At 73.4% G+C, this 24946-nt stretch carries 22 protein-coding genes and 1 riboswitch; of the genes, 8 read left to right on the forward strand and 14 right to left on the reverse strand.

Translation table 11 applies throughout. The annotated features are described in order from the left end of the window. Positions 1-23 precede the first annotated feature (23 nt). Positions 24-1223: an ROK family protein gene (locus tag AB0M82_RS02390; RefSeq protein ID WP_364716840.1), complete on the forward strand. Its 1200-nt coding sequence runs from the start codon at positions 24-26 to the stop codon at positions 1221-1223. Positions 1224-1498: 275 nt separating this feature from the next. Continuing rightward, positions 1499-2416, forward strand: coding sequence for a carbon-nitrogen hydrolase family protein (locus tag AB0M82_RS02395; RefSeq protein ID WP_364716841.1), 918 nt, complete (start codon positions 1499-1501; stop codon positions 2414-2416). Here the strand turns inward: AB0M82_RS02395 and AB0M82_RS02400 are convergent. Continuing rightward, positions 2413-2874: a pyridoxamine 5'-phosphate oxidase gene (locus AB0M82_RS02400; protein WP_364716843.1), complete on the reverse strand. Its 462-nt coding sequence runs from the start codon at positions 2872-2874 to the stop codon at positions 2413-2415. The two genes, AB0M82_RS02395 and AB0M82_RS02400, sit on opposite strands and share 4 nt — an antisense overlap. Between AB0M82_RS02400 and AB0M82_RS02405 the strand changes: the two genes are divergently transcribed. Together AB0M82_RS02405 and AB0M82_RS02410 are read left to right on the forward strand one after the other, a co-directional pair. Further along, positions 2873-3355 carry a MarR family transcriptional regulator gene (locus AB0M82_RS02405; RefSeq protein WP_364716846.1) on the forward strand — a complete coding sequence of 161 codons (483 nt, stop codon included), beginning with the start codon at positions 2873-2875 and terminating at the stop codon, positions 3353-3355. The genes AB0M82_RS02400 and AB0M82_RS02405 overlap by 2 nt on opposite strands. Positions 3356-3407: 52 nt before the next feature. Further along, entirely contained in the window at positions 3408-3743 is a 336-nt protein-coding gene (locus AB0M82_RS02410; protein ID WP_364716849.1) for a nuclear transport factor 2 family protein, read from the forward strand. Here the strand turns inward: AB0M82_RS02410 and AB0M82_RS02415 are convergent. Further along, positions 3740-4246 (reverse strand): PaaI family thioesterase, encoded by a 507-nt coding sequence (locus AB0M82_RS02415; RefSeq protein ID WP_364716851.1) that lies wholly within the window; start codon positions 4244-4246, stop codon positions 3740-3742. The genes AB0M82_RS02410 and AB0M82_RS02415 overlap by 4 nt on opposite strands. A 166-nt stretch (positions 4247-4412) precedes the next feature. On the opposite strand from AB0M82_RS02415, the gene AB0M82_RS02420 reads away from it, so the two are divergent. Further along, positions 4413-5144, forward strand: coding sequence for a beta-phosphoglucomutase family hydrolase (locus AB0M82_RS02420; RefSeq protein WP_364716853.1), 732 nt, complete (start codon positions 4413-4415; stop codon positions 5142-5144). Next, entirely contained in the window at positions 5141-7543 is a 2403-nt protein-coding gene (locus tag AB0M82_RS02425; protein ID WP_364716855.1) for a glycosyl hydrolase family 65 protein, read from the forward strand. Before AB0M82_RS02420 ends, AB0M82_RS02425 begins: the two co-directional genes overlap by 4 nt. Here the strand turns inward: AB0M82_RS02425 and AB0M82_RS02430 are convergent. After that, a complete protein-coding gene (locus AB0M82_RS02430) occupies positions 7524-7715 on the reverse strand; it encodes a hypothetical protein (protein WP_364716857.1) in 192 nt (63 codons plus the stop codon). The two genes, AB0M82_RS02425 and AB0M82_RS02430, sit on opposite strands and share 20 nt — an antisense overlap. A 40-nt stretch (positions 7716-7755) precedes the next feature. Further along, positions 7756-8703 carry an exopolyphosphatase gene (locus AB0M82_RS02435; RefSeq protein WP_364716859.1) on the reverse strand — a complete coding sequence of 316 codons (948 nt, stop codon included), beginning with the start codon at positions 8701-8703 and terminating at the stop codon, positions 7756-7758. 241 nt (positions 8704-8944) lie between these two features. Here AB0M82_RS02435 and AB0M82_RS02440 point away from each other — a divergent pair, with 241 nt between their 5' ends. Further along, positions 8945-9550: a class F sortase gene (locus AB0M82_RS02440; RefSeq protein ID WP_364716862.1), complete on the forward strand. Its 606-nt coding sequence runs from the start codon at positions 8945-8947 to the stop codon at positions 9548-9550. Between the two features lie 25 nt (positions 9551-9575). Here AB0M82_RS02440 and AB0M82_RS02445 read toward each other — a convergent pair whose 3' ends face one another. From AB0M82_RS02445 to AB0M82_RS02455, 3 genes are read right to left on the reverse strand one after another with little or no spacing between them, the layout of a single operon-like run. After that, a complete protein-coding gene (locus AB0M82_RS02445) occupies positions 9576-10616 on the reverse strand; it encodes an LLM class F420-dependent oxidoreductase (RefSeq protein ID WP_364716865.1) in 1041 nt (346 codons plus the stop codon). 31 nt (positions 10617-10647) lie between these two features. After that, positions 10648-11859, reverse strand: a complete 1212-nt coding sequence (gene fahA, locus AB0M82_RS02450; RefSeq protein WP_364716868.1) for a fumarylacetoacetase — start codon at positions 11857-11859, stop codon at positions 10648-10650. Then, positions 11856-16886: a DUF885 domain-containing protein gene (locus AB0M82_RS02455; RefSeq protein WP_364716871.1), complete on the reverse strand. Its 5031-nt coding sequence runs from the start codon at positions 16884-16886 to the stop codon at positions 11856-11858. Before AB0M82_RS02455 ends, fahA begins: the two co-directional genes overlap by 4 nt. Before the next feature lie 134 nt (positions 16887-17020). On the opposite strand from AB0M82_RS02455, the gene AB0M82_RS02460 reads away from it, so the two are divergent. Continuing rightward, entirely contained in the window at positions 17021-18040 is a 1020-nt protein-coding gene (locus AB0M82_RS02460) for an AsnC family protein (protein ID WP_364716874.1), read from the forward strand. A 12-nt stretch (positions 18041-18052) separates the two neighbouring features. Here the strand turns inward: AB0M82_RS02460 and AB0M82_RS02465 are convergent, their stop codons facing one another. The 7 genes from AB0M82_RS02465 to AB0M82_RS02495 form a co-directional block, all read right to left on the reverse strand. Then, entirely contained in the window at positions 18053-18982 is a 930-nt protein-coding gene (locus AB0M82_RS02465; protein ID WP_364716876.1) for an RluA family pseudouridine synthase, read from the reverse strand. Next, positions 18979-19563, reverse strand: coding sequence for a signal peptidase II (lspA, locus tag AB0M82_RS02470; protein WP_364717518.1), 585 nt, complete (start codon positions 19561-19563; stop codon positions 18979-18981). The genes AB0M82_RS02465 and lspA overlap by 4 nt, the downstream gene beginning before the upstream one ends. Before the next feature lie 77 nt (positions 19564-19640). Then, positions 19641-20261 (reverse strand): hypothetical protein, encoded by a 621-nt coding sequence (locus AB0M82_RS02475; RefSeq protein ID WP_364716879.1) that lies wholly within the window; start codon positions 20259-20261, stop codon positions 19641-19643. A 4-nt stretch (positions 20262-20265) separates the two neighbouring features. Beyond that, positions 20266-20871 carry a hypothetical protein gene (locus AB0M82_RS02480; protein ID WP_364716881.1) on the reverse strand — a complete coding sequence of 202 codons (606 nt, stop codon included), beginning with the start codon at positions 20869-20871 and terminating at the stop codon, positions 20266-20268. A gap of 16 nt (positions 20872-20887) precedes the next feature. Beyond that, the gene (locus AB0M82_RS02485; protein WP_364716883.1) at positions 20888-22258 is read right to left on the reverse strand and encodes an aminotransferase class V-fold PLP-dependent enzyme; all 1371 of its coding nucleotides are present in this window, start codon (positions 22256-22258) and stop codon (positions 20888-20890) included. Positions 22259-22296: 38 nt separating this feature from the next. Continuing rightward, positions 22297-22411, reverse strand: a riboswitch (SAM riboswitch). Positions 22412-22611: 200 nt separating this feature from the next. After that, positions 22612-24090 carry a potassium/proton antiporter gene (locus tag AB0M82_RS02490; protein ID WP_364716886.1) on the reverse strand — a complete coding sequence of 493 codons (1479 nt, stop codon included), beginning with the start codon at positions 24088-24090 and terminating at the stop codon, positions 22612-22614. A 95-nt stretch (positions 24091-24185) separates the two neighbouring features. Next, entirely contained in the window at positions 24186-24887 is a 702-nt protein-coding gene (locus tag AB0M82_RS02495) for a metalloregulator ArsR/SmtB family transcription factor (RefSeq protein ID WP_364716888.1), read from the reverse strand. Positions 24888-24946: the final 59 nt, after the last annotated feature.

Genomic DNA, 24946 nt, shown 5'->3' on the forward strand with positions numbered 1-24946 from the left:
AAAACGACAGGAGGCGGGCACGGGTGGCCGGCGTAGAAACTCCCGCGGTCGGTACCCCCGCCGGGATGCGCAAGATCAACCAGCGGGCGGTGCTCGACCTGCTGCGCCGCGGCGGACCGGCGACCCGGCCGCAGGTGGCGAAGGACACCGGGCTGTCGAAGCCCACGGTCAGCCAGGCCCTGCTGGCGCTCGAAGCCGCGGGGCTGGCGCGGCCCACCGGGCAGACCTCGACCGGCACCGGGCGGTCGGCCGTGCTGTACGAGGCCGACCCCACCGCGGGATACGTGCTGGGCGTCGACATCGGCCGCGAGCACCTCCGCGTCGCGGTGTCGGACCTCGGCCGCACGCTCGTGGCGCGCCGCGACGAGCGCAACACGGCGCGGTCCGGGGCGGCGCTGGTGACCGCGGTCGGGAAGATCGCCGCCGACGCCGTCGCCGAAGCGGGTCTGACCGCCGCCGACATCGTGCTCCGCGTGGTCGGCTCGCCCGGCGTCGCCGACCCGGAGAAGCGGTGCTTCCGGCACGCGCCGAACCTGCCCGGCTGGGGCCGGGCCGGGCTGATCGACGACCTCGAGGCCGCGCTCGGCCCTGGCCTGGTGGTGGAGAACGACGCGAACCTCACCGCCGTCGGGGAATGGGAGAGCGGGGCCGCGCGCGGCGCGTCGGTGTTCGGCTGCATCACGATCGGCACCGGCGTCGGCATGGGCCTGATGGTCGACGGCCGGGTGTTCCGCGGCGCGACCGGCGCGGCGGGCGAGATCGGCTACCTGCCCTACGGCCGCACGCGCGCGGCCGACGAGCCCGGCACCCCGCCTGCGCGCGGGCACCTCGAAGAGGCGACGGCGGCCCAGTCCGTCGTCCGCGGCGCCCGTGAACTCGGCCTGGGCACGGCGAAATCGGCCCGCGAGGTCTTCCGGCTGGCCCGCGAAGGCGACGAGCTCGCCCGGCGCGCGGTGGAGACGGAGGCCGACCGACTGGCTTACACGATCGCCTCGGTGGCGGCGGTGATCGACCCCGAGCTGATCGTGCTGGGCGGCGGCATGGGCACGGCCGCGGACCTGCTGCTCGAGCCGATCGACCGGGCCCTGCGCGCGTTCACCCCGCTGGTGCCGAAGGTGGTCCAGGGCGAGCTGGGCGAAGAAGCGGTGCTGACCGGCGCGATCAGCGTCGGGCTGCGGGCGGCGGAAGGCCTGGTCTTCGATCGCCGCGTCGGCGCGGCTTAGGCGCGCGCGGCGGCCGGTGGTACTGTGCCGCTCGTTACCAATCCGACCACAGTCACGGCCGAATGGCTTCGTGGCAACGGTTGCGTGCCGCACCGGGGGTCGGCCTACTTTTCTGACTTCGGGTTCGGCGCGAGTCCGCGCCGAGCCTCCAGTGCCGGCTCCCAGCACCGGCGGCGAACCGGGGGCGAAGAGCTTTCCGCACTCGAGTCGTCCACCTTCAGCTCCGCCGTGAGCGTGCCGCTGGGAGGCGTCCATCCGCGGCGTGGAGGATCGAGATGACCGAGAACGCCAGCATCAGGCAACGGGTTCGCGAGCGCGCGGCCAAGACGGGTGAGTCCTACCCCACGGCCCGGCGCCACGTCGTGGCCGAACCCCGGCCGGCGACCGTCGTGATCGCCGTCGCCCAGACGGCACTCCGTCCCGACCCGCGTTCCCGTGCGCAGCTGCGCGAAAGCGGCGCGCGCGTGCGGGAACTCGTGCGCGAGGCGGCGGGCGCCGGCGCCGCGCTGGTCCAGTTCCCCGAGGGCGCGCTGACCTCGCCGCACAGGCGCGCCATGTCGGGCGGGGGCCCCGGAGCCGATTGGCCCGCCGTCGACCGGGCCGCCCTCGCCGCGGAACTCGACGCGGTCGCCGAGACGGCCCGGGAACTGGGCATCTGGGTCGTGGCCGGGGGAATCGACTTCGCCGGCGACGATCCGCGCCCGACGAACGCCCTGTTCGTGATCTCCGCGCACGGCGCGCTGGCCGGCCGCTACGACGAACGCATGCTGTCCAGGACGAAGACGGCGTTCCAGTACCGGGCCGGGACGCGCCCGTTCGTGTTCGAGGCGCGCGGGGCCCGGTTCGGCTGCGCGCTGGGCATGGAGACGCAGTACCCCGAGCTGTTCTCCGCCTACGAGCGGGCGGACGTCGACTGCGTCCTGCTTTCCACGGCGGGCAACCCCGAAGTACCCGGGGGCTTCGTGACCGACGCGGCCGGGCACGCGGCGGCGAACTCCTTCTGGGTCGGCTACTCCGGCCCGGCGCAGGCCGGCGAACCGCCGTCGGGCGTGCTCTCGCCGTCCGGCACCTGGGTGGCGCGCTGCGCCCCCGCCACCGAAGGCATCGTGGTCACCGTGATCGACACGGCGCTCGGGGATCAGGCGCGGTCGTGGCGCCGGGCCGTCCGCGCGGCGGCCGCCGGACACGCCTAAGCGGCGCGCCACGCCTGTCCGCCGGTCGACAGCCGCCACGGGGTCAGGCGCAGCACCGTGATCTTCGGGTCCCGGTGGTCCTCGCCGCCGAGGATCTTCGGGTCGTAGCCGAGGGGTTCCGGCGCGGTCGCGAACAGGTCCCACAGGGACTTGCGGCTCGCCTCGTCGTCGGCGAACTCGGCGCGGCACTCCGCCACCGCGACATCGTGCCGCGGGTCCCAGTACGAGCACGAGACGTACGGCGACGCCGCGAGGTGCGCGAGCTTGAGCGGCGTCGGCCGGGTGAACAGCCGGCCGGTCAGGCCGTCGGGCGTCCGCTCCCAGATCGGGTGGACGATCCGCGACCGCGGCCTCCCCCGCCGGTCGACGGTCACCAGCGTGCACCAGACGATCCGGTGCGCCACGCGGACGAACGCTTCGGCCAGCTCGGGAGGAACTCTGCTAGATTCCACAACCATGGTTGTGCATCCTAGGCCGGAAGACCTCGATCTGTCACTGACCGCCCTCTTCGCGGGCTGGGCGATGACCGACGAGGTGCAGCGGCGGCTGGCCGGGCGCGGCTCCGGCGACCTGCGGTTCAACGACGGCGTCGTGATCCAGCACGTCCTCGCCGCGCCGCTGTCGATCACCGCGCTGGCCGAGCGGATGGGCGTGACGCAGCAGGCGGCGTCGAAGGCCGTCGCCGATCTCGAACGCCGCGGGCTGCTGCGCCGCGACCCCGACCCGGCGGATGCCCGGACCAAGCTCCTGCACCTCACCGGGCACGCGCTGGCCGCCGTCGAAGAGACCCGCGTGCTGCGGCGGGAACTCCAGGAGGAGCTGGTCGCCGAATACGGCACCGAGCGCGTCGGCGACGCGCGGGCCCTGCTGGCGTCGGTCATCGGCCGCTTCGGCGGCGGTGACGCGATCCGCGCCCGGCGGGTCCGCCCGCCGCGGTGATGACGTCGCGGGTAATCGACGGGCACCCCGGGCGGGCGGCAGGATCGGCGCCATGAGCGAAACCGCGAAGAACCGGATGATCGTCCTCGACTGCCTGGAAAACCTGTTCGTGCACAAGGACTTCGACGCCGCGAAGGCCGCACTGCACCCAGACTTCGTCACGCACAGCCCCGGGCTCCCCTCCGGCCGCGAGGCGTTCACCGAAGCCGTGAAGAACTCCCCGCTCGCCGGCGCGGACGCGGAGATCAAGCAGGTCGCCGCCGACGGCGACCTCGTCATGGTCCACCTGCGCCTCCGGCGCCCGGAAAGCGAACTCGCGGTCGTCGACATCCTGCGCGTCGAGAACGGCCTGCTCGTCGAGCACTGGGATGTCAAGCAGCCCGTCTAGCGGGTGATCACGCAGGTCCCCGACGCCGTGGCGAGCAGCCTGCCCTCGGCGTCGCGGATCTCCCCCTCCGCGAACGCGATCCGCGAACCCTCCTTCACGACGCGGCCCGTGGCCCGGATCTCGCCGCGACCCGCGTGGATCGCCCGCAGGTAGCTCACTTTCAGTTCCACCGACGCGTAGCCGACGCCGGCCGGCAGCGTCGTGTGCACCGCGCAGCCGACCACCGAGTCCAGCATCGTGGCCGCCACGCCGCCGTGGACCATGCCGATCGGGTTGTACAGCGACTCGTCCGGCTCGAGGACCGCGACGACCTCGCCGGCCGCCACGCGCTCCCAGCGCATCCCGAAGTGCGCGGCGATCGGCGCGGCCGGGACGCGGCCTTCCGCGATCGCCGTCATGTACTCCAGGCCGGACATCGTGGCGCCGAGCCGGGCGGTCGGCAGCGGGTCCTGCCAGGTGACAGTCTTCGAACGGGTCCGCGCTTCGGCGGCGACGTCGGTCATCTCGGCTCCTCGACTATGACAAGTGTCTTAACGGGCAGCTTCACGCCGCGCGCCCGGCAGGTCAAGCGGGGCGTGACCGAGGACACCGGCGGCGAGGGCGGAACCATCCGGGCGCGCCCACCTCGACCAGCCCGCGTCCGCGACCGGAGACCGGTAACGTGCGGGCATGACGGGATTGCCGGAGACCATCACCGCGTGCCTGTTCGATCTCGACGGAGTGCTGACCGGGACGGCGGTTCTCCATCGTGAAGCCTGGAAGCGGACGTTCGACGAGTTTCTTCGCGGCCGCGACGGCGCCGGGTTCGCCGAGTTCACCGACCTCGACTACGCAGCCTTCGTGGACGGCCGTCCCCGCGCCGACGGCGTGCGGGAATTCCTGCGGTCGCGCGGGATCGTGCTACCCGAGGGCGAACCGGACGACCCGGTGGACGCCCCGACCGTCAACGGCGTCGGCAACCGGAAGAACGAACTGGTGCTCAAGATCATCGACGAGCGCGGCGTGAACCCCTACCCCGGTTCCGTCCGCTACCTCGACGCGGTCAAGGCCGCGGGCCTGCGCATCGGCGTCGTGACGTCGTCGGCGAACGGCGCCAAGGTCCTCGACGGGGGCGACCTGAGCAAGTACGTGGAAGCCCGCGTCGACGGGATCGTCATCCGCGAGCAGCACCTCAAGGGCAAGCCGGCGCCGGACTCGTTCCTGGCCGGGGCCGCGGCGCTCGGCGTCGAACCCGCGCACGCGGCCGTGTTCGAGGACGCCCAGTCCGGCGTCCAGGCCGGGAAGGCCGGCGGCTTCGGCTACGTCGTCGGCGTCAACCGGGCGAACCAGGCCGAAGAGCTGCGGGCCCACGGGGCCGACATCGTCGTCGACGACCTCGCCGACCTCCTGGAGGACCGATGACCCGACGATCACACGGCTACGAGTGCTCGCCGTGGGAGCTGCGGTGGCGCGGCATGGACGTCGACGCCCTGCAGCGCACCGAATCGGCGTTCGCGTTGTCCAACGGCCACATCGGGCTGCGCGGCACCCTCGAGGAGGCCGAGCCGCGAGGGCTGCCCGGCACCTACCTCAACGGTTTCTACGAGCAGCACGAACTCCCCTACGCCGAAGCGGGCTACGGTTACCCCGAAGAGGGCCAGACCGTCGTCAACGTGACCGACGGCAAGATCATCCGGCTGCTCGTCGAAGACGAGCCGCTGGACATGCGCTACGGCGCCGCCACCGCGCACGACCGGGTGCTCGACTTCCGCACGGGCACCCTCAGCCGGACCACGGAATGGTCGTCGCCGACCGGGCGGCGGGTCCGCGTGCACACCGAACGCCTGGTCTCGTTCACCCAGCGCGCGGTCGCCGCGATCCGGTACGAGGTCGAGCCGCTCGACGAGGACCTGCAGCTGGTCGTCCAGTCCGACCTGCTGGCCAACGAGCCGATCGAATCCGACACCAGCGACCCGCGGGTGGCCGCCGCGCTGGAGTCCCCGCTGGTGAGCCAGTTCCACCGCGCGTCCGAGTACAACGCCGTGCTGGTGCACCAGACCCGCCGGTCCGGGCTGCGGATGGCCGCGGCCATGGACCACAAGATCGAGGTGGACGACGGCATCCGCGCCCGCATCCACGCCGAGGAGGACCTCGCGCGGCTCACCGTCGCGATCGACGTCCCGAAGGGCGGCCGGCTGCGCATCACCAAGTTCCTCGCCTACGGCTGGTCGGCGCAACGCTCGGTGCCCGCGCTGCGGTCGCAGGTGGAGGCCGCGCTGGCGGGGGCCCGCCAGACCGGCTGGAAGGGCCTGCTCTCCGAGCAGCGCCGGTTCCTCGACGACTACTGGGCCACGTCCGACATCGAGATCGACGGCGATCCCGAACTGCAGCAGGCCGTCCGCTTCGCCCTCTTCCACCTCCTGCAGGCCGGGGCCCGCGGCGAGAGCCGCGCGATCCCGGGCAAGGGCCTGACCGGTCCCGGCTACGACGGGCACGCCTTCTGGGACACCGAATCGTTCGTCCTGCCGGTGCTCACCTACACCATCCCGGACGCGGCCCGCGACGCCCTGCGCTGGCGTCACTCCACAATGGACAAAGCGCGGGAGCGCGCGCACCAGCTGGGCCTGCGCGGCGCGGCGTTCCCCTGGCGGTCCATCAACGGCGCCGAGTGCTCGGCGTACTGGCCGGCCGGCACGGCGGCGTTCCACGTCAGCGCGGACATCGCCGACGCCGTGCAGCGCTACCTCGACGCGACCGGCGACGAGAAGTTCGAGCGCGCCTACGGCGTCGAACTGCTGCTGGAAACCGCGCGGCTGTGGGCGTCACTGGGCCACCACGACCGGCACGGCGCGTTCCGCATCGACGGCGTCACCGGGCCGGACGAGTACTCGGCGGTGGCGGACAACAACGTCTACACGAACCTGATGGCGCGGCGGAACCTCCTGGCCGCGGCGGACTCGTGCGAGCGGCACCCGGACGTGGCGGCGCGGTTCGGCGTCGACACCGTCGAACTGGACACGTGGCGCGCGGCCGCCGCGGCGATGTTCGTGCCCTACGACGAAGAACTCGGCGTCCACCCCCAGTCGGAAGGGTTCCTCGACCACGACGAGTGGGACTACGCCGGCACCGACCTCGCCCACTACCCGCTCCTGCTGCACTACCCGTACTTCGACCTGTACCGCAAGCAGGTCGTGAAGCAGGCGGACCTGGTGCTGGCGCTGCACATGTGCGGCGACTCGTTCAGCCACGACGAGAAGGCCCGCGACTTCGCGTACTACGAGGCGAGGACCGTGCGCGACTCCTCGCTGTCGGCGGGGACGCAGGCCGTCATCGCGGCCGAGGTCGGCCACCTCGACCTGGCCTACGACTACCTCGCCGAAGCCGCGCTGACCGACCTGCACGACGTGCACAACAACGTCCGCAACGGCCTGCACATGGCGTCGCTGGCCGGGGCGTGGCAGGGCGCGGTGGCCGGGTTCGGCGGCCTGCGCGACCACGGCGGGACGCTGTCGTTCGCTCCCCGGCTACCGCCGCAGCTGGCCCGGATCACCTTCCGCCTGATGTTCCGCGGCACCCGGTTCCAGGTCGAGATCGACCCCGACCAGGCGACCTACCACGTGCTCGCCGGCGACCCCATCGAAGTGCTGCACCACGGCGACCGCGTCACGGTCACCGCCATACCCCGCCAGCTCGCGATCCCGAAGATCGACGCGGGCGAGCCGCCGAAGCAGCCGGCCGGCCGCGCCCCGATGCGGCGCGACTCCGAGAAGGTGCGCCAGTACGCGGAACCGACCAACCCGGTCACCGCGGAAGGTCGCTGACGGCGTCGCCGTGCGCCTCCCGCCCGGGTGGGGCCGGCACTTCTTCGGTCCCGCCCGGGTTCACGTCCGGGTCCGGCGCGGTGGGCACGTCGTGCGTCAGCTGGCCGGGCTTCGGCAGCTTTGGGAGCTCGTCTTCGTCGTCGTGGGCGTGGCTGCGCTGCTGCTGGGTCATGTCTTCCGGAATACCCCGTTTTCCCGGTCCGGGCCAGGGGTCAGGCGGCCTTCGACCGCCGCCGGGCCGCCGCGACCGCCTTGTCCTGCAGGGTGAGGAGCAGGCCGTCGCGGGTGGACCAGGGGCAGATCGTCACCTTGCCGCCCGCGACCGTCAGCAGCGCCTCCGCCACGATCGCGCCCGCGAGCGCCTGGTGGGCGCGGCTGCGGGAGATACCCGGCAGCTCCGCCCGCCTCGACGGCGGCAGCGCGGCGAGCCGGGGGATCCAGGCCCGCAGGTCGCCGAGCCGCAGTTCGTGGCACTTCCCCGGGCGGGCGCCGGCCAGCCGCGCGAGCTGCCGCAGCACCTTCGAGCAGCCGACGACCCGCGGGTCGTCGACGTCCGCGGCCCCCAGCGTCGTGGTCACCACGTCGAGCGCGTGCGTGCGCAACGCCTTGACCTGCCGGTTCGACACGCGCTCGGACGGCAGCCAGTCACGCGTCATCGACCGGGCGCCCAGCGGCAGCGAGCGCGCGAACGCGGCCTTCTCGCCGTGGCCGGCGGCCAGTTCGACCGTCCCGCCGCCGATGTCGAGCACCAGCAGCGGCCCGGCGGCCGCGCCGTACCAGCGCCGGGCGGCCACGTAGGCCAGTTCGGCTTCGTGGCGGCCGGACAGGAACCGCAGCTCGACACCGGTCTCGCCGGCGACGTGCCGGACGACGTCGGCCGCGTTGGCCGCGTCGCGGATCGACGACGTCGCCAGCGGATAGATGCCGCTGATGCCGTGGCGGTACGCGGTGGACATGCCCGCGGCGACGGCCGACGTGACGGCGGCGATGCCGCGATCGGTGAGCCGGCCGCGGCCGTCGAGCTCGCGGTCGAGACGCAGCCGCGTCTGGTGGTTCAGCACCGGCTCCTGGGGTGAGCCGGCCACCGGCACCACCACCAGCCGGGCACTGAACGAACCGACGTCCAGCACGCCCACCGTGGGCTCTTCGATTTTTCGCACAGCTCGGCGCACCTCACTTCCGCCCGGTGAATATCCCCAGTCCTACAGGCCGAAACCAGCAATGATGTCCGATCTCACGCTCCCGTGTCGGGTATTCACGCCATTGGGCGCGGTTATGACGCGAAGGTCACAGTGCGATAACCCGATCGAGTGAACGTCGGTACGCTGGACACGATTCGGTAACGCCTGCCGGCGGAGCTTCGACCTACCAGGCATCGGAACCGGTGTGGAGCAGGGCAAAGTGAGCGAACCACCCGAGCGGCGAGCCGAGCTCGTGCGCCCGGCCGTCGTCGTGCTCGCGGTCGTGGCCGGGCTCGGCTGCGTGCTGCTCGGCGTCACCGCGGTGCTCAACCCGGCCGCGACGGTCGCGCCCGGCGCGGTGGCGGACAGGCTCGTCGCGAGCGGGGCGGGCGCCCCACCGGCGGCGCTCAAGATCCCCGACCTCGGCCTGACGCTCGACCACGTGGTCGCCCTCGGCCGGATCGCCGGCCGCCGCGAGCAGCCCGGCACGGCCCTCGGCATCGGCTGGTTCGCCGACGGCCCGGTCCCCGGCGCCCCCGGCGTCGCGGTGCTGTCCGCCCACGCCGGCTTCGGCTACACCACCGGCGCGTTCGCCGGCCTGGGCAAGCTGAAGCCGGGCGCCACGATCACCGTCCGCGACGTCACCAGCCACGAAGCCCGCTTCACCGTCCGGAGGACGGCGCTGTTCCCGGCGGACGAGCCGGACAGCACGCTGGTGGCCCCCGAGGGCCGGGGCCCGGAGCTGCGCCTGATCACCAGCGACGGAACCCACGACAACGCCGGGCTCAGCGGCGAGCGGATCGCCGTCTACGCGGTCCCGGCCTGACGCTCGCCGCCGCGGGCCCGGCGCCTCAGCCGATCAGCTCGCGCAGCTGTGACACCGCCGCCACCCGCGCCTCGCGGCCCGGCTGCAGGGGGTTCACCACCACCGTCGTCGCTCCTGCCGCGGCGAAGGCCGCCAGCCGCTCCTTCACGTAGCCGGCCGGGCCGACCAGGGAGATCGCGCGCAGCAGCTCGAGCGGCACCGCCGCCGCGGCCTCTTCCTTCTTGCCGTCCAGGTAGAGGTCCTGGATCAGCTTCGCTTCGGCCTCGTAGCCGTAGCGGCACGCCAGCGCGTTGTAGAAGTTCTTGCCGCGCGCGCCCATCCCGCCGATGTACAGGGCCAGGAACGGCCGCACGTGGTCGAGCAGCGGCTCGACGTCGTCGCCGATCGCCAGCGCCACCGTGACGAACGTGTCCAGCTCGCCCAGCCGTGGGTCGCGCTTGGCCTTGCCCTCGGCCAGGGAGGCGCCCCAGACGTCGGCCGCCTTCTCCGGGTGGAAGAAGATCGGCTGCCAGCCCTCCGCGATCTCGGCGGTGAGCGCGACGTTCTTCGGGCCGAGCGAGGCCAGCAGCACCGGGATCCGCTCCCGCACCGGGTGGTTGATCAGCTTGAGCGGCTTGCCGAGCCCGGTGCCCTGCTCCGGCGGCAGCGGGATCGTGTAGTGCTTGCCCTCGTGCACGACGCGTTCGCGGCGCCACACCTGGCGGCAGATCTCGACGATCTCGCGGGTGCGGCCCAGCGGGGCGTCGTACTTCACGCCGTGGAACCCCTCGATGACCTGCGGGCCCGACGCGCCGAGGCCGAGGATGAACCGGCCGTCGGAGACGAAGTCGAGCCCGGCCGCGGTCATCGCGGTCAGCGTCGGCGTGCGGGTGTAGATCTGGAAGATGCCGGACGCCAGCTGGACGCGCTCGGTCTTGGCCGCGAGGTACCCGAGCTGGCTGACCGCGTCGAACGAGTACGCCTCCGGCACGAAGACGACATCGAGGCCGGCCTTTTCCAGTTCGACGATATCGGCGACGCTTTCGGCGAACCCGCCGGCGTAGCTGATCGAGGTCCCGATCTTCATGACATCCTCCCGGACTAAGCGTGCGCTTAGCCTAGCCGGGAACCACCGTGCCCCGCACCTCCCCGAAGCCGATCCGCGTCACACCCGGGCCCGGGGCCGTCGCGCTGATCGTCACCTCGTCGCCGTCCTCCAGGAACGTCCGGGTCACCCCGCCCGGCAGCTCGAACGGCTCCCGGCCACCCCACGACAGCTCCAGGAACGAGCCACGCTGGGCACGCTCCGGGCCGGTCACCGTGCCCGACGCGAACAGGTCGCCCGTCCGCAGGCTCGCGCCGTTGACCGTCAGGTGCGCCAGCTGCTGCGGAGCCGTCCAGTACTGCGAGGCGAACGGCGGGCTCGACACCAGGTGACCGTTCAGCCGGATCTCCAGTGCCAGGTCGAGCCCCCACTTCTCCGCGGTGCGCAGGTACTCGAACGGCTCCGGGTCCTGCGGCGGGCCGTCGACGCGCGCGTGCTCCAGCGCGGCGAGCGGGACGATCCACGGCGACACCGACGTCGCGAACGACTTGCCGAGGAAGGGGCCGAGCGGCTGGTACTCCCAGGCCTGGATGTCGCGCGCCGACCAGTCGTTGACCAGGCACACCCCGAAGACGTGGTCCGCGAAGTCCGCGGTGGACACTCGGGTGCCCACAGTGGACGGAACGCCGACGACGAACCCCACCTCCGCCTCGATGTCCAGCCGCTGCGAAAGACCGAACGAAGGAGCGTCGGCGTTGCGCGGCTTGCGCTGCCCGTGCGGGCGCACGACCGGCGTGCCGGACGCGACGACCGTGCCCGCCCGGCCGTGGTAGCCGATCGGCAGGTGCTTCCAGTTCGGCGGCAGCTCGGCGGCGTCGGGCCGGAAGATCTTGCCGGCGTTGAGGGCGTGGTGCTCGCTGGAGTAGAAGTCGACGTAGTCGGCGACCTCGAACGCCAGGTGCGTCGTCACCTCGGCCATCGCCACCAGGTGGGGCCGCAACCGGTCGGCGTACCGGGGTTCGGTCAGCCATTCCCGGACGCTCTCGCGGACCTCCCGCCAGGTGGCCGGCCCCGCCGCCAGCAGCGGGTTGAGCACGCCCGCGGTGAGCAGCGGGGCGAACGCCGACGCCGTCTCGGCGGCCGCGGCGGTCAGGTCGAGCACGTGCTCGCCCACCCGCACCCCGATCCGGCGTTCGGGCGCCCCGGCCACCGAAAACGCGCCGTAGGGCAGGTTGTCCAGGCCGAACGGCGTGTCGTCGGCGACGTCGAACCAGGTCACGTTCACTCCTCGTCCCGGACGGCCCGCGCCGCCACCCAATCGGCCACGACGTTCGCCAGCACCGGCAGGGGCAGCGTTCCGCTCCCGAGCACGACGTCGTGGAACTCGCGGATGTCGAACCGCTCGCCCAGCGCCCGCTCGGCCTCCGCCCGCAGCCGCTCGATCTCCAGCCGGCCCACCATGTAGCTCAGCGCCTGCCCGGGATGCCCGGCGTAGCGGTCGATCTCCGCCTCGATCTCGAGTTGCGCCATCGGCGTGTGCTCGACCAGGTAATCGACGGCCTGCTGCCGGCTCCAGCCCAGCGCGTGCAGGCCGGTGTCCACCACCAGCCGCGCGGCCCTCATCGAATCCTGGGTCAGCAGGCCGAGCCGGGCGACGTCGCCGGAGTACAGGCCCATCTCGTCGGCCAGCCGCTCGGCGTACAGGCCCCAGCCCTCGGCGTAGGCGTTGAACATGCCGATCCGCCGCAGCAACGGCAGCTCCCGCAGCTCCTGCGCCAGGCTGAGCTGGAAGTGATGCCCCGGCACGGCTTCGTGGAACGCGATCGCCTCGCTCAGCGTCCGCTGCCGCTGGTCCGCGTCCCGCGTGTTGGCGTAGTACGTGCCCGGCCGCGAACCGTCGAGCGACGGCTCGATGTAGTAGGCGATCGACCCGCTTTCGGCCTCCGCGGCGGGCGCCGGAGCCACCTCGCACCGCTGCTCCGGAACGCGCGAAAACCATTGGGGCGCCACGGCTTCCGCCCGCGCGATCGTGGCCCGGGCCGTATCCAGCAGCTCGTCACCGTCCCGCCAGCGCAACGCCGGGTCCGTGCGGATCCGCTCGAAGATCTCGGCGAGGTCGGTCGTGCCGAACACCTTCGCGCCCAGCTCGCGGTACTCCGCCGCCAGCCGGTCGATGATCGCCAGCCCGGTGTCGTGCAGGTCCTGCGCCGTGCGCTCGGTCGTCGTCTCGGCCCGGATCAGCGCCGCGTACCGCTCCGGCCCGCCCGGCAGGTCACCGATGCCGGGTGAGGTCTCCGGCCGCGCGACCGGGACCACCTCGTCGGCCAGGAAGTCCCGGTACCGCCCGTACGCGGGCCGCACCACCTCGGCCAGCAACCGGTCGCGCTCGGCCTCGAGCCCGTGGACCGGCACCTTCAGCGGGTCGTCCTCCGGGGCGGCGAGGTACCGCTCGACGTAGCCGACGCCGATGCGCGCCAGGAACTCCGGCGGCGTCAAGCCCTCGGCGAGCGCCGCCCGCTGCCGTTCGATCAACTGGTCCAGGTACGTGCCGACCGCGGCGAGCCTGCTCAGGTAGCCGCGGGCCTTGGCCTCGTCGTCGAGCACCGTCTGCGGCAGTGCCATCAGCAGTTCGAGGGCCGGCGCGGCCAGCCCGTCGCTCACCGCGATGTCGGCCCGGCCGGAGTCGAGCACGTCGATCAGGGTGCGCGCCTGCCAGATCACGACGTCGCGGGTGACGCGCTCGGCCTGCGCCAGTGCCGCCGCGTCGATCGCCTCCGCCCGCTCGATGAGGCCGGCGAGCCCGGCGCGGAACCGGGCGGCGGCTTCGGCGGTCTGGTCGGCGAGCTTGTCGTGCGTGCCCGGCAGGCCGTAGAGCGACGGGTACAGCGGCTGGGCCTCGAACATCAGCTCCAGGCACTCGTCGGCGAGCGAGTCCGGGGTGGCGTGGTGCCGCTCGAAGTCGAGCGCGACCAGCTCGTCGGCCGGCCGGCCGGGTGTGTCGAGCTGGGCCGCGACCCAGTCCGTGACGACCTTGGCCAGCGCGGACAGCGGCAGCATGCCGTGGCCCAGCACGACCTCGTGGAAGCCCCGGATGTCGAACCGCTCGCCCAGCTCCCGCTCGGCCTCGGCCCGCAGCCGCTCGATCTCCAGGCGCCCGACCATGTAGCCGAGCGCCTGCCCCGGCCAGGCGACGTACCGGTCGATCTCGGCCTCGATCTCCAGCCGCGCCATCGGCGTGTGCTCGACCAGGAAGTCGATCGCCCGGCGCCGGCTCCAGCCCAGCGCGTGCAACCCGGTGTCCACGACCAGCCGGCCCGCCCGCATCGAGTCCTGGGTCAGCATGCCCAGCCGCGCCACGTCGCCGGAGTACAGGCCCATCTCGTCGGCCAGCCGCTCGGCGTACAAGCCCCAGCCCTCGGCGTAGGCGTTGAACATGCCGATCCGCCGCAGCAACGGCAAATCCCGCAGCTCCTGCGCCAGACTGAGCTGGAAGTGATGCCCCGGCACGGCTTCGTGGAACGCGATCGCCTCGCTGGTGAACCGCGGGCGCTTCTCGGCCTCGTGGGTGTTGGCGTAGTAGGTGCCCGGCCGCGAACCGTCGAGGGACGGCTGGAGGTAATACGCGATCGTGCCGCTCGCCGCGTCGGCCTCCGGCACCGGCGCGACCTCGCACTTCTCCGCCGGGATGCGCGAGAACCACTGCGGCGCCACGGCTTCGGCACGGGCGATGGCGTCCCGGGCGGCGGTCAGCAGCTCGTCGCCGTCCCGCCAGCGCAGCGCCGGGTCGGTGCGCAGGTGCTCGAAGATCTCCGGGAGTTCGGTGGTGCCGAACACCTTCGCGCCCAGCTCGCGGTACTCCTCCCCGAGCTGTTCGATCAGCGCCAGCCCGGTTTCGTGCAGCTCCTGAGCCGTGCGCTCGGTCGTCGTCTCCGCGCGGATCAGCGCGGTGTACCGGTCGGCGCCGCCGGGCACGTGGCTGATCCCGGGTGCGGTGTCGGGCCGCCCGGCTGGTTCGACCTCGGTGCGCAGGAAGTCGCGGTACCGCGCGTACGCGGGCCGCACGACTTCGGCGAGCAGGCGGTCGCGTTCGGCCTCGAAGTTCTCGACGGCCGCGCTTGTGCCCACCTTCAGCGGGTCGCTGTCCGGCGCGGCGAGGTAGCGGTCGACGTACTCGGCACCGACCCGGGCGAGGTACGCCGGCGGCACGAGCCCTTCGGCCAGGCTCTCGCGTTGCCGCTCGGTCAGCGTTTCGAGGAACGTCTCGATCCCGGCGAGCCGGGCCAGGTAGCCGCGCGCCTTCTTCTCGTCGTCGAGCTGGTAGTACGGCAGGTACAGAAGCAGCCCGAGCGCCGGGGCGGTCAGCCCGTCGCTGACGGCGATGTCGGCCGTCCGCGCGCCGAGCCGGTCGGCCTCGACCTCGGCGGAGGCGATGACGACCTCGCGCGTCACGGCCTCCTCCGGCGTCAGTCCGCTCACCGGCAGCGCCCGGGCGCGGGCGGCGATTTCCGTGTACGCGGCGCGGAAGCGCTCCTGCGCCGCCCGCGTCTGGTCGGCGAGCCGGTCGTGGTCGCCGGGGAGGCCGAGGATCGACGGGTGCAGCGGCTCCTGCTCGAACGACAGCTCGACGAGCCCGGTGGCCAGGCCGTCGACGGTGTCGCCGTGCCCGGCCACCCAGTCGTCGACGACGGCGGCGAGCACCGACAGCGGCAACGCGCCCCCGGCGAGCACGACATCGTGGAACGCGCGGACGTCGAACCGGGAGCCGAGCCGCCGCTCGGCGCCGGCGCGGATCCGCTGGATCTCCAGGCGCCCCACCATGTACGCCAGCGCCTGGCCCGGCCACGCGATGTAGCGGTCGACCTCGGCCTCGATCTCGACACGCGCCATCGGCGTGTGCTCGACCAGGTAGTCAACGGCCTGCTGCCGGCTCCAGCCCAGCGCGTGCAGCCCGGTGTCGACGACCAGCCGGCCCGCCCGCATCGAGTCGGCGGTCAGCATGCCCAGCCGCGCGACATCGTCGGAGTACAGCCCCATCTCGTCGGCGAGGCGCTCGCTGTAGAGCCCCCAGCCCTCGGTGTAGGCGGTGAAACCGCCGATGCGGCGCAGCAGCGGCAGCTCGGTCAGGCCGGTCACGAGGCTGAGCTGGAAGTGGTGCCCCGGCACGGCTTCGTGGTACGCGACGGCTTCGCTGGTGAACCGCGGCCGCTCGGTGGCCTCGTGGGTGTTCGCGAAGTAGATGCCGGGCCGGGAGCCGTCGGCGGCCGGCCGCAGGTAGTACGCCGGCGGCGCGCCGGGCGCCGCCTCCTCCGGCACCGCCTGGACCAGGCACGGCTGGGCCGGCAGGCGGCCGAACCACTTCGGCGCCTCCGCGGTGGCGCGGGCGACGGCCGTGCGGGCGGTGTCCAGCAGCTCCTCGCCGCTGGTCCAGCGCAGGGCCGGGTCGGTGCGCAGCCGCTCGAAGATCGCCGCGAGGTCGTCCGTGCCGAACACCTTGAGCCCCAGCTCGCGGTACTCGGCGGCGAGCGAGCCGATCAGCTCGAGGCCGGTCCGGTGCAGGTCGGCCGGGGTGCGGTCGGTGGTCGTGTGCATCCGCGCGAGCCGCGCGTACGTCTCTTCGCCGCCGGGCAGCCACGACAGGCCGGGCCGGTCGGCGGGCCGCCCGTGCGGCTTCACCTCGGTGACGAGGAAATCGCGGTACTCGGCGAAGGCGGGGCGGACGACGCCGGCGAGCAGCTCGTCGCGCCGCCGCCCGAACTCCTCGTCCGGCGCGGGCTGGCGGAGCAGCGGGTCGGCCGCCGGGTCGGCCAGGTAGCGATCGAGGTGCGCGACCGCGGCGTCGACCAGGTGGGCCACCGGGACCAGGCCGCCGGCGATGCCCTCCGCGTGCCGCCGCGCGGCCTGGCGCAGGAACGCCGGGATCGCGGCCAGCCGCCCGAGCTGGGCCTCCGCGACCTCGCCCGCCGTCACCGTCGTCATCGGCAGCGCGAGGAGCAGCATCGCCGCGGGCCCGGCGAAGATGTCGGTGACGGTGAACTCGGCGAGCCGGGAGTCGATCGCCGTGAGGCGGTCTTCGGCGGAGGTGATCAGGACCTCGCGGGTGACCCGGTCCTCGGCCGAGAGCTCGCCGGTGCCGAGCGCGCGGGCCCGCTCGAGGATCGCCGCGAACCGGGCCCGTGACGCCTGCTCGGCCTCGGCGGACAAGTCCGGCAAACCGGGCTCCGCGGCGCGGATGCCGAGCAGTGCCGGCGTCAGCGGGTCGGCGGCGAACAACGCTTCGACGAACTCGTCGGCGAGTTCGGTGACCGCGGTCATGGGCAGGACCCCCAGCTTCGATGGTGTGCTCCCGGCCGACCCTAACGGAGATCACCGACAGGAACGGCGGGTCGTTCGCCGGGGGGCGGACGGCCTCGGGCACGGCGGATCGGCGAAGCGGTAGCGTTCTCCGGGTGGCCGTGACCGATCCCGTGGATACCCGCCTGCTCGCCGCGCTCGCCGACCTCGGCAAGGCCGCGGTGCACGAGCTGGCGGCGAAGGTCGGCATGGATCCCCGCGAGGTCGCCTACCGGCTGGTCGCCCTCTCCGGCAGCGGGCTGCCGCTGCTCGTGGGCGTCGAGAGCGATCCGAACGGCCTGCGCGCGGCCATCGCCGGCGCGCCGCCGTCGTGGGCGAACCGGCCACCCGCCGCACCGCAGGCCCCGCCGTCGCAGCCGGTGCCGCAGCAGCAGCCCGGGCCACCGGTGCCTCCGCCGGTCCAGGGCGCGCCTTCGGGTCCCTACAACGTCCAGGGCGCGCCCTCGGGTCCCTACAACGTCCAGGGCGCGCCGTCTGGCCCGTACCACGTCCAAGGCACCCCGTCCGGGCCGTACCACGTCCAGGGCACCCCGTCCGGGCGGTACCCGGGGCCGCCGCCCCGGCCGCGTCCGCCCCAGCAGTTCGCGCCGCCGCCGGTGCCGCTCGACCCGGCGGTGAGCACGTGGGGCCCGCCGCAGACGGCGTCGTGGGCCCGCGGCGACGAGCCGGCCCGGCCCGGCGCGGCCCCCGGCGGCAAGCGGGGCAGGCTCGGCGAGGTCATGGAGACCCAGGGCCTGGAGGGTGAGCAGCTGTCGGTGCAGCTGCTGGAGGTCCAGGACCCGGCGGACTACCTGTTCGGCGCGGCGGGCTACCGGCTCGAAGACGGCGAACGCGCGGTCGTCGTGCACACCGAGATCACCAACCGCGGGTCGATCCCGTTCGCGTCGCTCCCGGACAACTACCTCGAGCTGCTCACCGCCGACGGCAAGACGATCGGCAAGGCCCCGGTGTCGCTGACGTCGCGGCCGCCGCACCGGATCGGCGTCAAGCCGGGCGAGACCCTGGGCGGCCACACGGTGTACGTCCTCCCGGACTCGACCCGGGTGGTCTCGGTGCGCTGGAGCCCCCGTCCGGAGCCGGACGAGCGCACGCTCACCTGGTCGATCGAGGACTGACCCGCCGCGGCGTCAGTAGCTCTCGTCGCGCAGGATTTCCAGCGCCTTCGCCAGGTCGTCCGGGTACTCCGACTCGAACTCGACCCACCGGCCGTCCGCCGGGTGCGCGAACCCCAGCGTCTTCGCGTGCAGCCACTGCCGGTTCAGCCCGAGCTTCCGGGCCAGCACCGGGTCCGCGCCGTACGTCAGGTCGCCGACGCACGGGTGCCGCAGCGCCGAGAAGTGGACGCGGATCTGGTGCGTCCGCCCGGTTTCGAGCTTGATGTGGGCCAGCGACGCCGCGCGGAACGCCTCGACCACCTCGTAATGCGTCACGCTCGGGCGGCCGCCCTGGACCACCGCGAACTTGTAGTCGTGGCGCGGGTGGCGGTCGATCGGGGCGTCGATCGTGCCGCGCGTCGGGTCCGGGTGGCCCTGGACGATCGCGTGGTAGCCCTTGTCGACCGTGCGTTCCTTGAACGCGCGCTTCAGCACCGTGTACGCGTGCTCGCTCTTGGCCACGACCATCACGCCGGTGGTGCCCGCGTCGAGCCGGTGCACCACGCCCTGCCGCTCGGCCGCGCCCGACGTCGAAATGCGCAGACCGGCCGCCGCCAGGCCGCCGACCACCGTCGGGCCGGTCCAGCCGGGGCTCGGGTGCACCGCGACGCCGACGGGCTTCGAAATCACGATGATGTCGTCGTCGTCGTGGAGGATCTGCATGCCCTCGACCGGCTCGGCGATGATCTCCACCGGGTTCGCCGGCTCCGGCAGCGTGACCTCCAGGAGCCCGCCCGCGGCGAGCCGGTCGGACTTGCCCGCCGGGTGGCCGTCGAGCAGCACGTCACCGGACTCGGCGAGTTCGGCGACGACCGTGCGGGACAGCCCGAGCAGCTTGGCGAGGCCGGCGTCGACCCGCATCCCGTCCAGCCCGTCGGGCACCGGGAGCATCCGCGACGTCACGCCTGCTCCTCCTGCTTCTTCTTGTCCTTGGTCGACGTGCCGTCGTAGTCCTTGCCGAGCAGCGACAGCAGGACGATGAGCGCGCCGCCGACGCAGATCGCCGAGTCGGCGATGTTGAAGATCGCGAAGCCCTTGCCGTTCGGGGCGAACGCCGAGATGAAGTCGACGACGTGGCCCTGCAGCGCGCCGGGCGCGCGGAAGATGCGGTCGGTCAGGTTGCCGGTGGCGCCGGCGAGCACCAGGCCGAGGCCGATCGCCCAGCCGATCGAGCGCAGCCGCCGGGACAGCCAGACGATCGCGACGACGACGGCCAGCGCGACCAGCGCGAGCACCCACGTCATGCCGGTGGCCATCGAGAACGCGGCGCCCGGGTTGCGGATCACCTGCAGGTAGATCAGCCCGCCGAGGACCCGGACCGGCTCCTTGCCCTCCAGGTTGGCGGTGACCAGGTTCTTCGTCACCAGGTCGATCGCCCAGAACACGACCGCGACGGCGAACACCCAGCCGACCCGCCGCTTCGGCAGCAGCGGCTTCGCCGGGACCTCCGGGTTCTCCGGCGCGTCCGCTGCGGGGTCGGGCACCGCGTCGGCGGGGACGGCGGTTTCGGGCTCGGAGGGGCTGGGCTCGGTGCTCACCGGTCCATTGTCCACGGCACCGGTCAAGCCGTGTCGGGCCCGTCCGGCCGAGGGCGCAGGAGCACGGCGAACGCGGCCGTGAACAGCACGCCCGCCGCGGCGAGCGCACCGGCCATCGGGGGCAGGAACACCGTCGCGACCAGCGCGAACACCCCGGCGACGACCAGCACGAGCCGGCTGCGCTCGTACCCGGCCAGCAGCAGGAGGCCCAGCGTCGCCAGCAGCGGGCCACGCTGGTCGCCGTCCAGCCGGAACTGGAGGGCGCCGACCAGGTCGAGCAGCGGGACGGCGGCCAGCGCACCGAGGGTGCCGAGCACGAACCGGCCGGTGGGCGGCGGGGTGCCCGCCCGGCGCAGGTCCAGCCAGTACCAGCCGGCCACGGCGAGCACCACGCAGACGAGACCGGTGAGCCAGCCGAGCGTCGGCGACGGCGCCACGTCCACCGCGACGGCGGTGACCGAAACCTGCTCGGCGCCGGTGGTCCCGCCGACCCCGCCGGTGCCGAGGCCGTACAGGCTCTGGGACAGCTGGTACCCCTGCGGGCCGCCGGCTTCGGCGCCGGCCGGGACCAGCTCGGCGGCCACCATCACGAGCTGCGCGAACCCCAGCGCGGCCAACGGGAACCAGCACCGCTTTCTCCCCATCGCCTCAGGCTATCGGTTCGGCGGGCGGGTTCCGCCGCAGCAGGGCGGTGAAGGCGGCGGCGAGCAGGACCGCCGCCGAGACCAGCATGCCCACCATGTCCGCCGAGAGCACGACGGCGATCACGGCGAACGCGGCCGCGGTGAGCAGGACGAACCGGCTGCGCTCGTACGCGGCGAGCAGCAGCAGGCCGAGCGTGGCCAGGAGCGGGCCACGCAGCCCGTCACCGAGCCGGAACTGCCACGACCCGACCAGGTCGAGCAGCGGGACGGCGAGCAGCGCGGCGATCGTGCCGAGGACGAACCGCCCGGTCCGGACCGGCCGCCGGGCGACCGCGTACCAGACGGCCGTGCCGGCGAGCACCACGCCGAGTGTGACCAGCCAGGCGGGCCCTTCAGGCAAGCCCCGCCCGGACTCGTAGAAGTCGTTGAGGGGCAGCCACCGCAGCTGGCTGTACTCCGTCGCGCCGGCCGGGACCGCCGGTCCGAGGAGGAGATTCGCGGACTCGGCTTCGCCCCGGCTCCGGCGCGACAGCAACCGCGCCGCGGCCAGGCCGATCTCGGCGAACCCCAGCAGTGCCAGCGGAAACCAGAAACGCGGCCCTCTCCCCATCGGCCCAGGCTAGCGCTCAGCAGAACGGCGGCAGCTCGCGCGGGTCACCCACCGGCGCCCAGCGGCCGTCCACCTTCGCGTACTCCCAGCGGGCCCCGCGCGCGACGATCTGGCGCAGCGCCAGCACCACGCGGTCGACGTGCTCTTCGGTGCTGCCCAGGCCGAGGCTGACCCGGACGGCCTGCCGCCCGTCGCCGCCGGCGACGCCGATGAGCCGCTTGGCCGCGACGTGGGCGCAGAAGGCGCCGTCGCGCACGCCGATGCCGTACTCGGCCGACAGGACCGCGGCGAGCCAGCCCGGGTCGAAGCCGTCGACGACGAAGCTGACCGTGCCGACGCGGTCGACCGGCGCGTCGAACAGCCGCAGCTCGGCGCAGCCCGGGATGCCCTCGAGTCCCTTGCGCAGCCGGGTGAGCAGGACCTGCTCGTGCGCCACGACGGCGTCCCAGTTCCGGCTCAGCGTTTCGCAGGCGACACCGAGCGCGTAGACGCCGACTGTGTTGGGCGAGCCGGCTTCGTGGCGCTCGGGCCCGGTGTTCCACACCACCGCGTCCTCGGTGACGAGCTTGGTCGCGCCGCCGCCGGCGAGGTACGGCCGCGCGGCGCGCAGCCAGTCGGCGCGGCCGATCAGCGCGCCCGCGCCGAAGGGCGCGTACAGCTTGTGGCCGGACAACGCCACGTAGTCGACGTCCAGCTCCCGCAAGGAGATCCGGCGGTGCGGCGCGAGCTGGGCGCCGTCGAGCGCGACGCGGGCGCCGTGCTTCCGGGCCACCGCCGCGATCTCCGCCACCGGAAGCAGCTCACCGGTCACATTGGACGCTCCGGTGACGACGACCAGACGCGGTCCCTGCGGGGAATCCGCGAGTGCTTCGTCCACAGCGGACACCGCGGCGAGGCGGGTGCGCGGGGTCGGCAGCCGCCGGACGTTCGGGCCCTGCCACGGCAGCAGCGCGGCGTGGTGCTCGGTGTCGAACACGACCACCGTGGTGTGCCGCGGCAGGCTGCGGGCGAGCAGGTTGAAGGAGTCGGTGGTGTTGCGGGTGAACACGACGGTGTCGGTCCGGCGCGCGTCGACGAACTCGCGCAGGACGTCGCGAGTGCGCTCGTAGAGCCGGGTGGAGACCTGCGACGCGAAGCCGGCGCCGCGGTGGACGCTGGCGTACCAGGGCAGGAACTCGTCGACGGCGCTCCGCACGGCGTCGAGACAGGGCGCGCTCGCGGCGTGGTCGAGGTTGGCGTAGCCGACGTCCCCGCCGGTGACGAGCGGAACACGCAGCGACGCGCCGGCCACGGCTGGGATGCCTTGCGCGGCAACGACTTCAGCGCGATTGACGCGGCCGGTTCCGGCGGGGGTCGTGGTGCTGGTGCGGTCGATGGCGAGAGTCATCGATGCCTCCTCGGCAGTCCGGGGGACCCCCGGCGAGGGGCCCGCGCTTGCCTGTCGCACTGCGCGACCGGCCCGGTCTTCACCCGGGGCACCCCACCGCGGTAGGAGGGTTGCCGGCCAGCAAGCCGGGGCTTCGCGCTGGCACTCATGACCTGGCACAGAAGGTAACCGAGAAGCCGCCCGACGGCAAACCCGCCCCACATTCTGAGACGCCGCTCACAGGCGGCACGGTTCCGGCTTGGCGCGATACCCGGCTCAAGCACCGGACAGGGAACGTTCGTGCCGTCCATCCAGGTACGCGGCCGAGGGCGAGTCGTCCGATCGGTCACGGCCCGGCCACGACCACGAACGGGCTAACGGCCGGACTCGCCCTTCCAGCGGGCCAGCCGCCCGGCCCGGTCGACGGCGCGGAGCCGGCGTTCGACATCGTCGCGGACGCTGCTCGTCGTGACGACCAGTAGCTGGTCGTGCTCCTGCAGCCGGCTGGTCTTCTGCGGCGTGAAGCCCGCGCCGTCGCGCACGACCAGGCTGATCGTCGCCCCGACCGGCAGCCGCAGCTCGGACAGGTACACGCCGTGCAGCTTCGACCCGGGGTGGATCCGGACCTGCAGCAGCTCGGCGCCCAGTTCGTCCAGCGGCGCGGAGTCGACCTCGATCTCGTGCGCCTCGGACTTCTTGGCCAGCCCGAGCCGGCGCCCGAGCGGCCCCAGCGTCGCGCCCTGCAGCAACGTCAGCACGATGACCAGCACGAACACCGCGTCGACCAGCCGCTGCGCGCCAGGCAGCCCTTCCGAAAGCGGGATCATCGCGAGCACGATCGGCACCGCGCCGCGCAGCCCGGCCCACGACAGGAACGCCTGTTCCCGCCACGGCAGCCGGAAGGGCGCCAGCGACAGCACCACCGAGATCGGCCGGGCCAGCAGCAGCACGACCGCGGCGGCGACCAGGCCCGGCAGCACCGCGTCGAGCAGTCGGCCCGGCGAGGCGAACAGCCCGAGCAGCACGAACAGCCCGATCTGCGCGAGCCAGCCCAGCCCTTCGGCGAACGACAGGGTGTCCGAGCGGTGCGGCAGCCGCGAATTGCCGAGCACCAGCGCGGCGACGTAGGTCGCGAGCAGCCCGGACGCGTGCAGCAGCTGCCCGGAGGAGTAGGCCACGACGCACACCGCGACCGTGGCGAGCGGGTAGAGCCCGGTCGCCGGCAGCGCGGCGCGGCGCAGCGCGATCCCGCCGAGCCAGCCGAAGGCGAGCCCGATCGCCAGGCCCGCCGCGAGTTCGTAGACCACCAGCAGCGGCAGGGTCCAGTCCACAGTGGTGCCCTCGGCCAGCACCACGACGGCGATGTAGGCCGGCGCGTCGTTGATGCCGGACTCCAGTTCCAGCGAGCCGACGAGCCGCTTGCCGATCCCCGCCGTGCGCAGCACCGAGAACACCGCGGCCGCGTCGGTCGAGGCGAGCACCGCGCCCCAGAGCAGCGCGAGCCGCCAGTCGAGGCCCAGCAGCCAGTGCAGAGCCGCGCCGGTGACCGCGATGCTCACCGCGACGGCCACTGTGGACAGTGCGATCCCCTGGCCCAGCGAAGGTTTCACCGCCGACCACCGCGTCGTCAGCCCGCCTTCGGCGAGGATCATGACGAGCGCGGCGAGGCCCAGCGACTGGGTCAGCCCGGGATTGTCGAACCGGATGCCGAAGCCGGCCTCCCCCAGCAGCACGCCGATCGCGAGGTAGAGCAGCAGCGAGGGCAGGCCGAGCCGGATCGACACGCGCACGGCGAGCACGGAGGCCAGCAGCACGACACCACCGACGCCGAGCAGCACGGGAAGCTGGTCCATGCCGCCTCCTCCCGGGTGCCGTGGGCCCTCAGGATAGTGAAGCGGCCGGGTTAACTCGTTCGTGTACCGCTGCCCCGAGCCGGTGACCCAGTGTGTTAAGGCCTGGTGGGTGCCCCCAGCGCGTCGAGATCGACGCCCAGCGCCGCGAACGGCTTGGCCGCCGCCGGAAGCACCTTGACCGCGCGGTGCCCGTCGTGGGCGACCCAGCCGGCGTCGACCGCCCGGTCGAGCAGCGCCGCGGGCAGGGCCCCGGCGAGGTGGTCCCGGCGCTCCGTCCAATCCAGACAGTCGCGCAGCAGCGGCCGCCGCCCGGCGGCCCCCGGCGCTGCCGGCACGCCCAGGCCGGCCAGCACCTCGCGGCCGCGGCCGGTCAGCGCCAGCCCGTCTGCCGCGTCGACCAGGCCGGTGGCCAGCATCCCGTCGCGGACGGCGACGCCGAGCACGCCGGCGAGGTGGTCGTAGCAGGTCCGCGCGAACCCGAGCCGCTTCGCCCGCAGCGACGACTTCAGCCCGGTCACCGGCCGGTGCTCGGCGTGCTGGGCCAGGTGCTCGATCAGCTCGGCGACGCGCGGGTCGGCGATCCGGACGTAGCTGGCGCGGCCCTGCTTGACCCGGGCGACGAAGCCGGCGTCGGCCAGCCTGGTGACGTGCTCGCTGGCCGTCGACAGCGCGATCCCGGCCGCCTTCGCCAGCTCACCGACGGTCCAGGCCCGCCCGTCCAGCAGGACCAGGCACATGGTGGCGCGGCTCGGGTCGGCGAGTACCGCGGCCACCTCGGCCAGCGCGATCGTCTCCATGCGACCACGGTACGACGCCCGCACTTCGGCGGCGGCCGAAGCGGGTACCCGGAGGGTCG

The organism is Amycolatopsis sp. NPDC051128 (assembly GCF_040682715.1).
In the GTDB taxonomy this organism is placed as follows: Bacteria; Actinomycetota; Actinomycetes; order Mycobacteriales; family Pseudonocardiaceae; genus Amycolatopsis.

Coding starts and splice junctions, on each gene's coding strand:
- AB0M82_RS02395 (WP_364716841.1), top strand. CDS start 1,499: ATGACCGAGAACGCCAGCATCAGGCAACGGGTTCGCGAGCGCGCGGCC.
- AB0M82_RS02405 (WP_364716846.1), top strand. CDS start 2,873: ATGGTTGTGCATCCTAGGCCGGAAGACCTCGATCTGTCACTGACCGCC.
- AB0M82_RS02400 (WP_364716843.1), bottom strand. CDS start 2,874: ATGGTTGTGGAATCTAGCAGAGTTCCTCCCGAGCTGGCCGAAGCGTTC.
- AB0M82_RS02410 (WP_364716849.1), top strand. CDS start 3,408: ATGAGCGAAACCGCGAAGAACCGGATGATCGTCCTCGACTGCCTGGAA.
- AB0M82_RS02415 (WP_364716851.1), bottom strand. CDS start 4,246: ATGACCGACGTCGCCGCCGAAGCGCGGACCCGTTCGAAGACTGTCACC.
- AB0M82_RS02420 (WP_364716853.1), top strand. CDS start 4,413: ATGACGGGATTGCCGGAGACCATCACCGCGTGCCTGTTCGATCTCGAC.
- AB0M82_RS02425 (WP_364716855.1), top strand. CDS start 5,141: ATGACCCGACGATCACACGGCTACGAGTGCTCGCCGTGGGAGCTGCGG.
- AB0M82_RS02430 (WP_364716857.1), bottom strand. CDS start 7,715: ATGACCCAGCAGCAGCGCAGCCACGCCCACGACGACGAAGACGAGCTC.
- AB0M82_RS02445 (WP_364716865.1), bottom strand. CDS start 10,616: ATGAAGATCGGGACCTCGATCAGCTACGCCGGCGGGTTCGCCGAAAGC.
- AB0M82_RS02455 (WP_364716871.1), bottom strand. CDS start 16,886: ATGACCGCGGTCACCGAACTCGCCGACGAGTTCGTCGAAGCGTTGTTC.
- AB0M82_RS02475 (WP_364716879.1), bottom strand. CDS start 20,261: ATGGGGAGAAAGCGGTGCTGGTTCCCGTTGGCCGCGCTGGGGTTCGCG.
- AB0M82_RS02480 (WP_364716881.1), bottom strand. CDS start 20,871: ATGGGGAGAGGGCCGCGTTTCTGGTTTCCGCTGGCACTGCTGGGGTTC.
- AB0M82_RS02485 (WP_364716883.1), bottom strand. CDS start 22,258: ATGACTCTCGCCATCGACCGCACCAGCACCACGACCCCCGCCGGAACC.
- AB0M82_RS02490 (WP_364716886.1), bottom strand. CDS start 24,090: ATGGACCAGCTTCCCGTGCTGCTCGGCGTCGGTGGTGTCGTGCTGCTG.
- AB0M82_RS02495 (WP_364716888.1), bottom strand. CDS start 24,887: ATGGAGACGATCGCGCTGGCCGAGGTGGCCGCGGTACTCGCCGACCCG.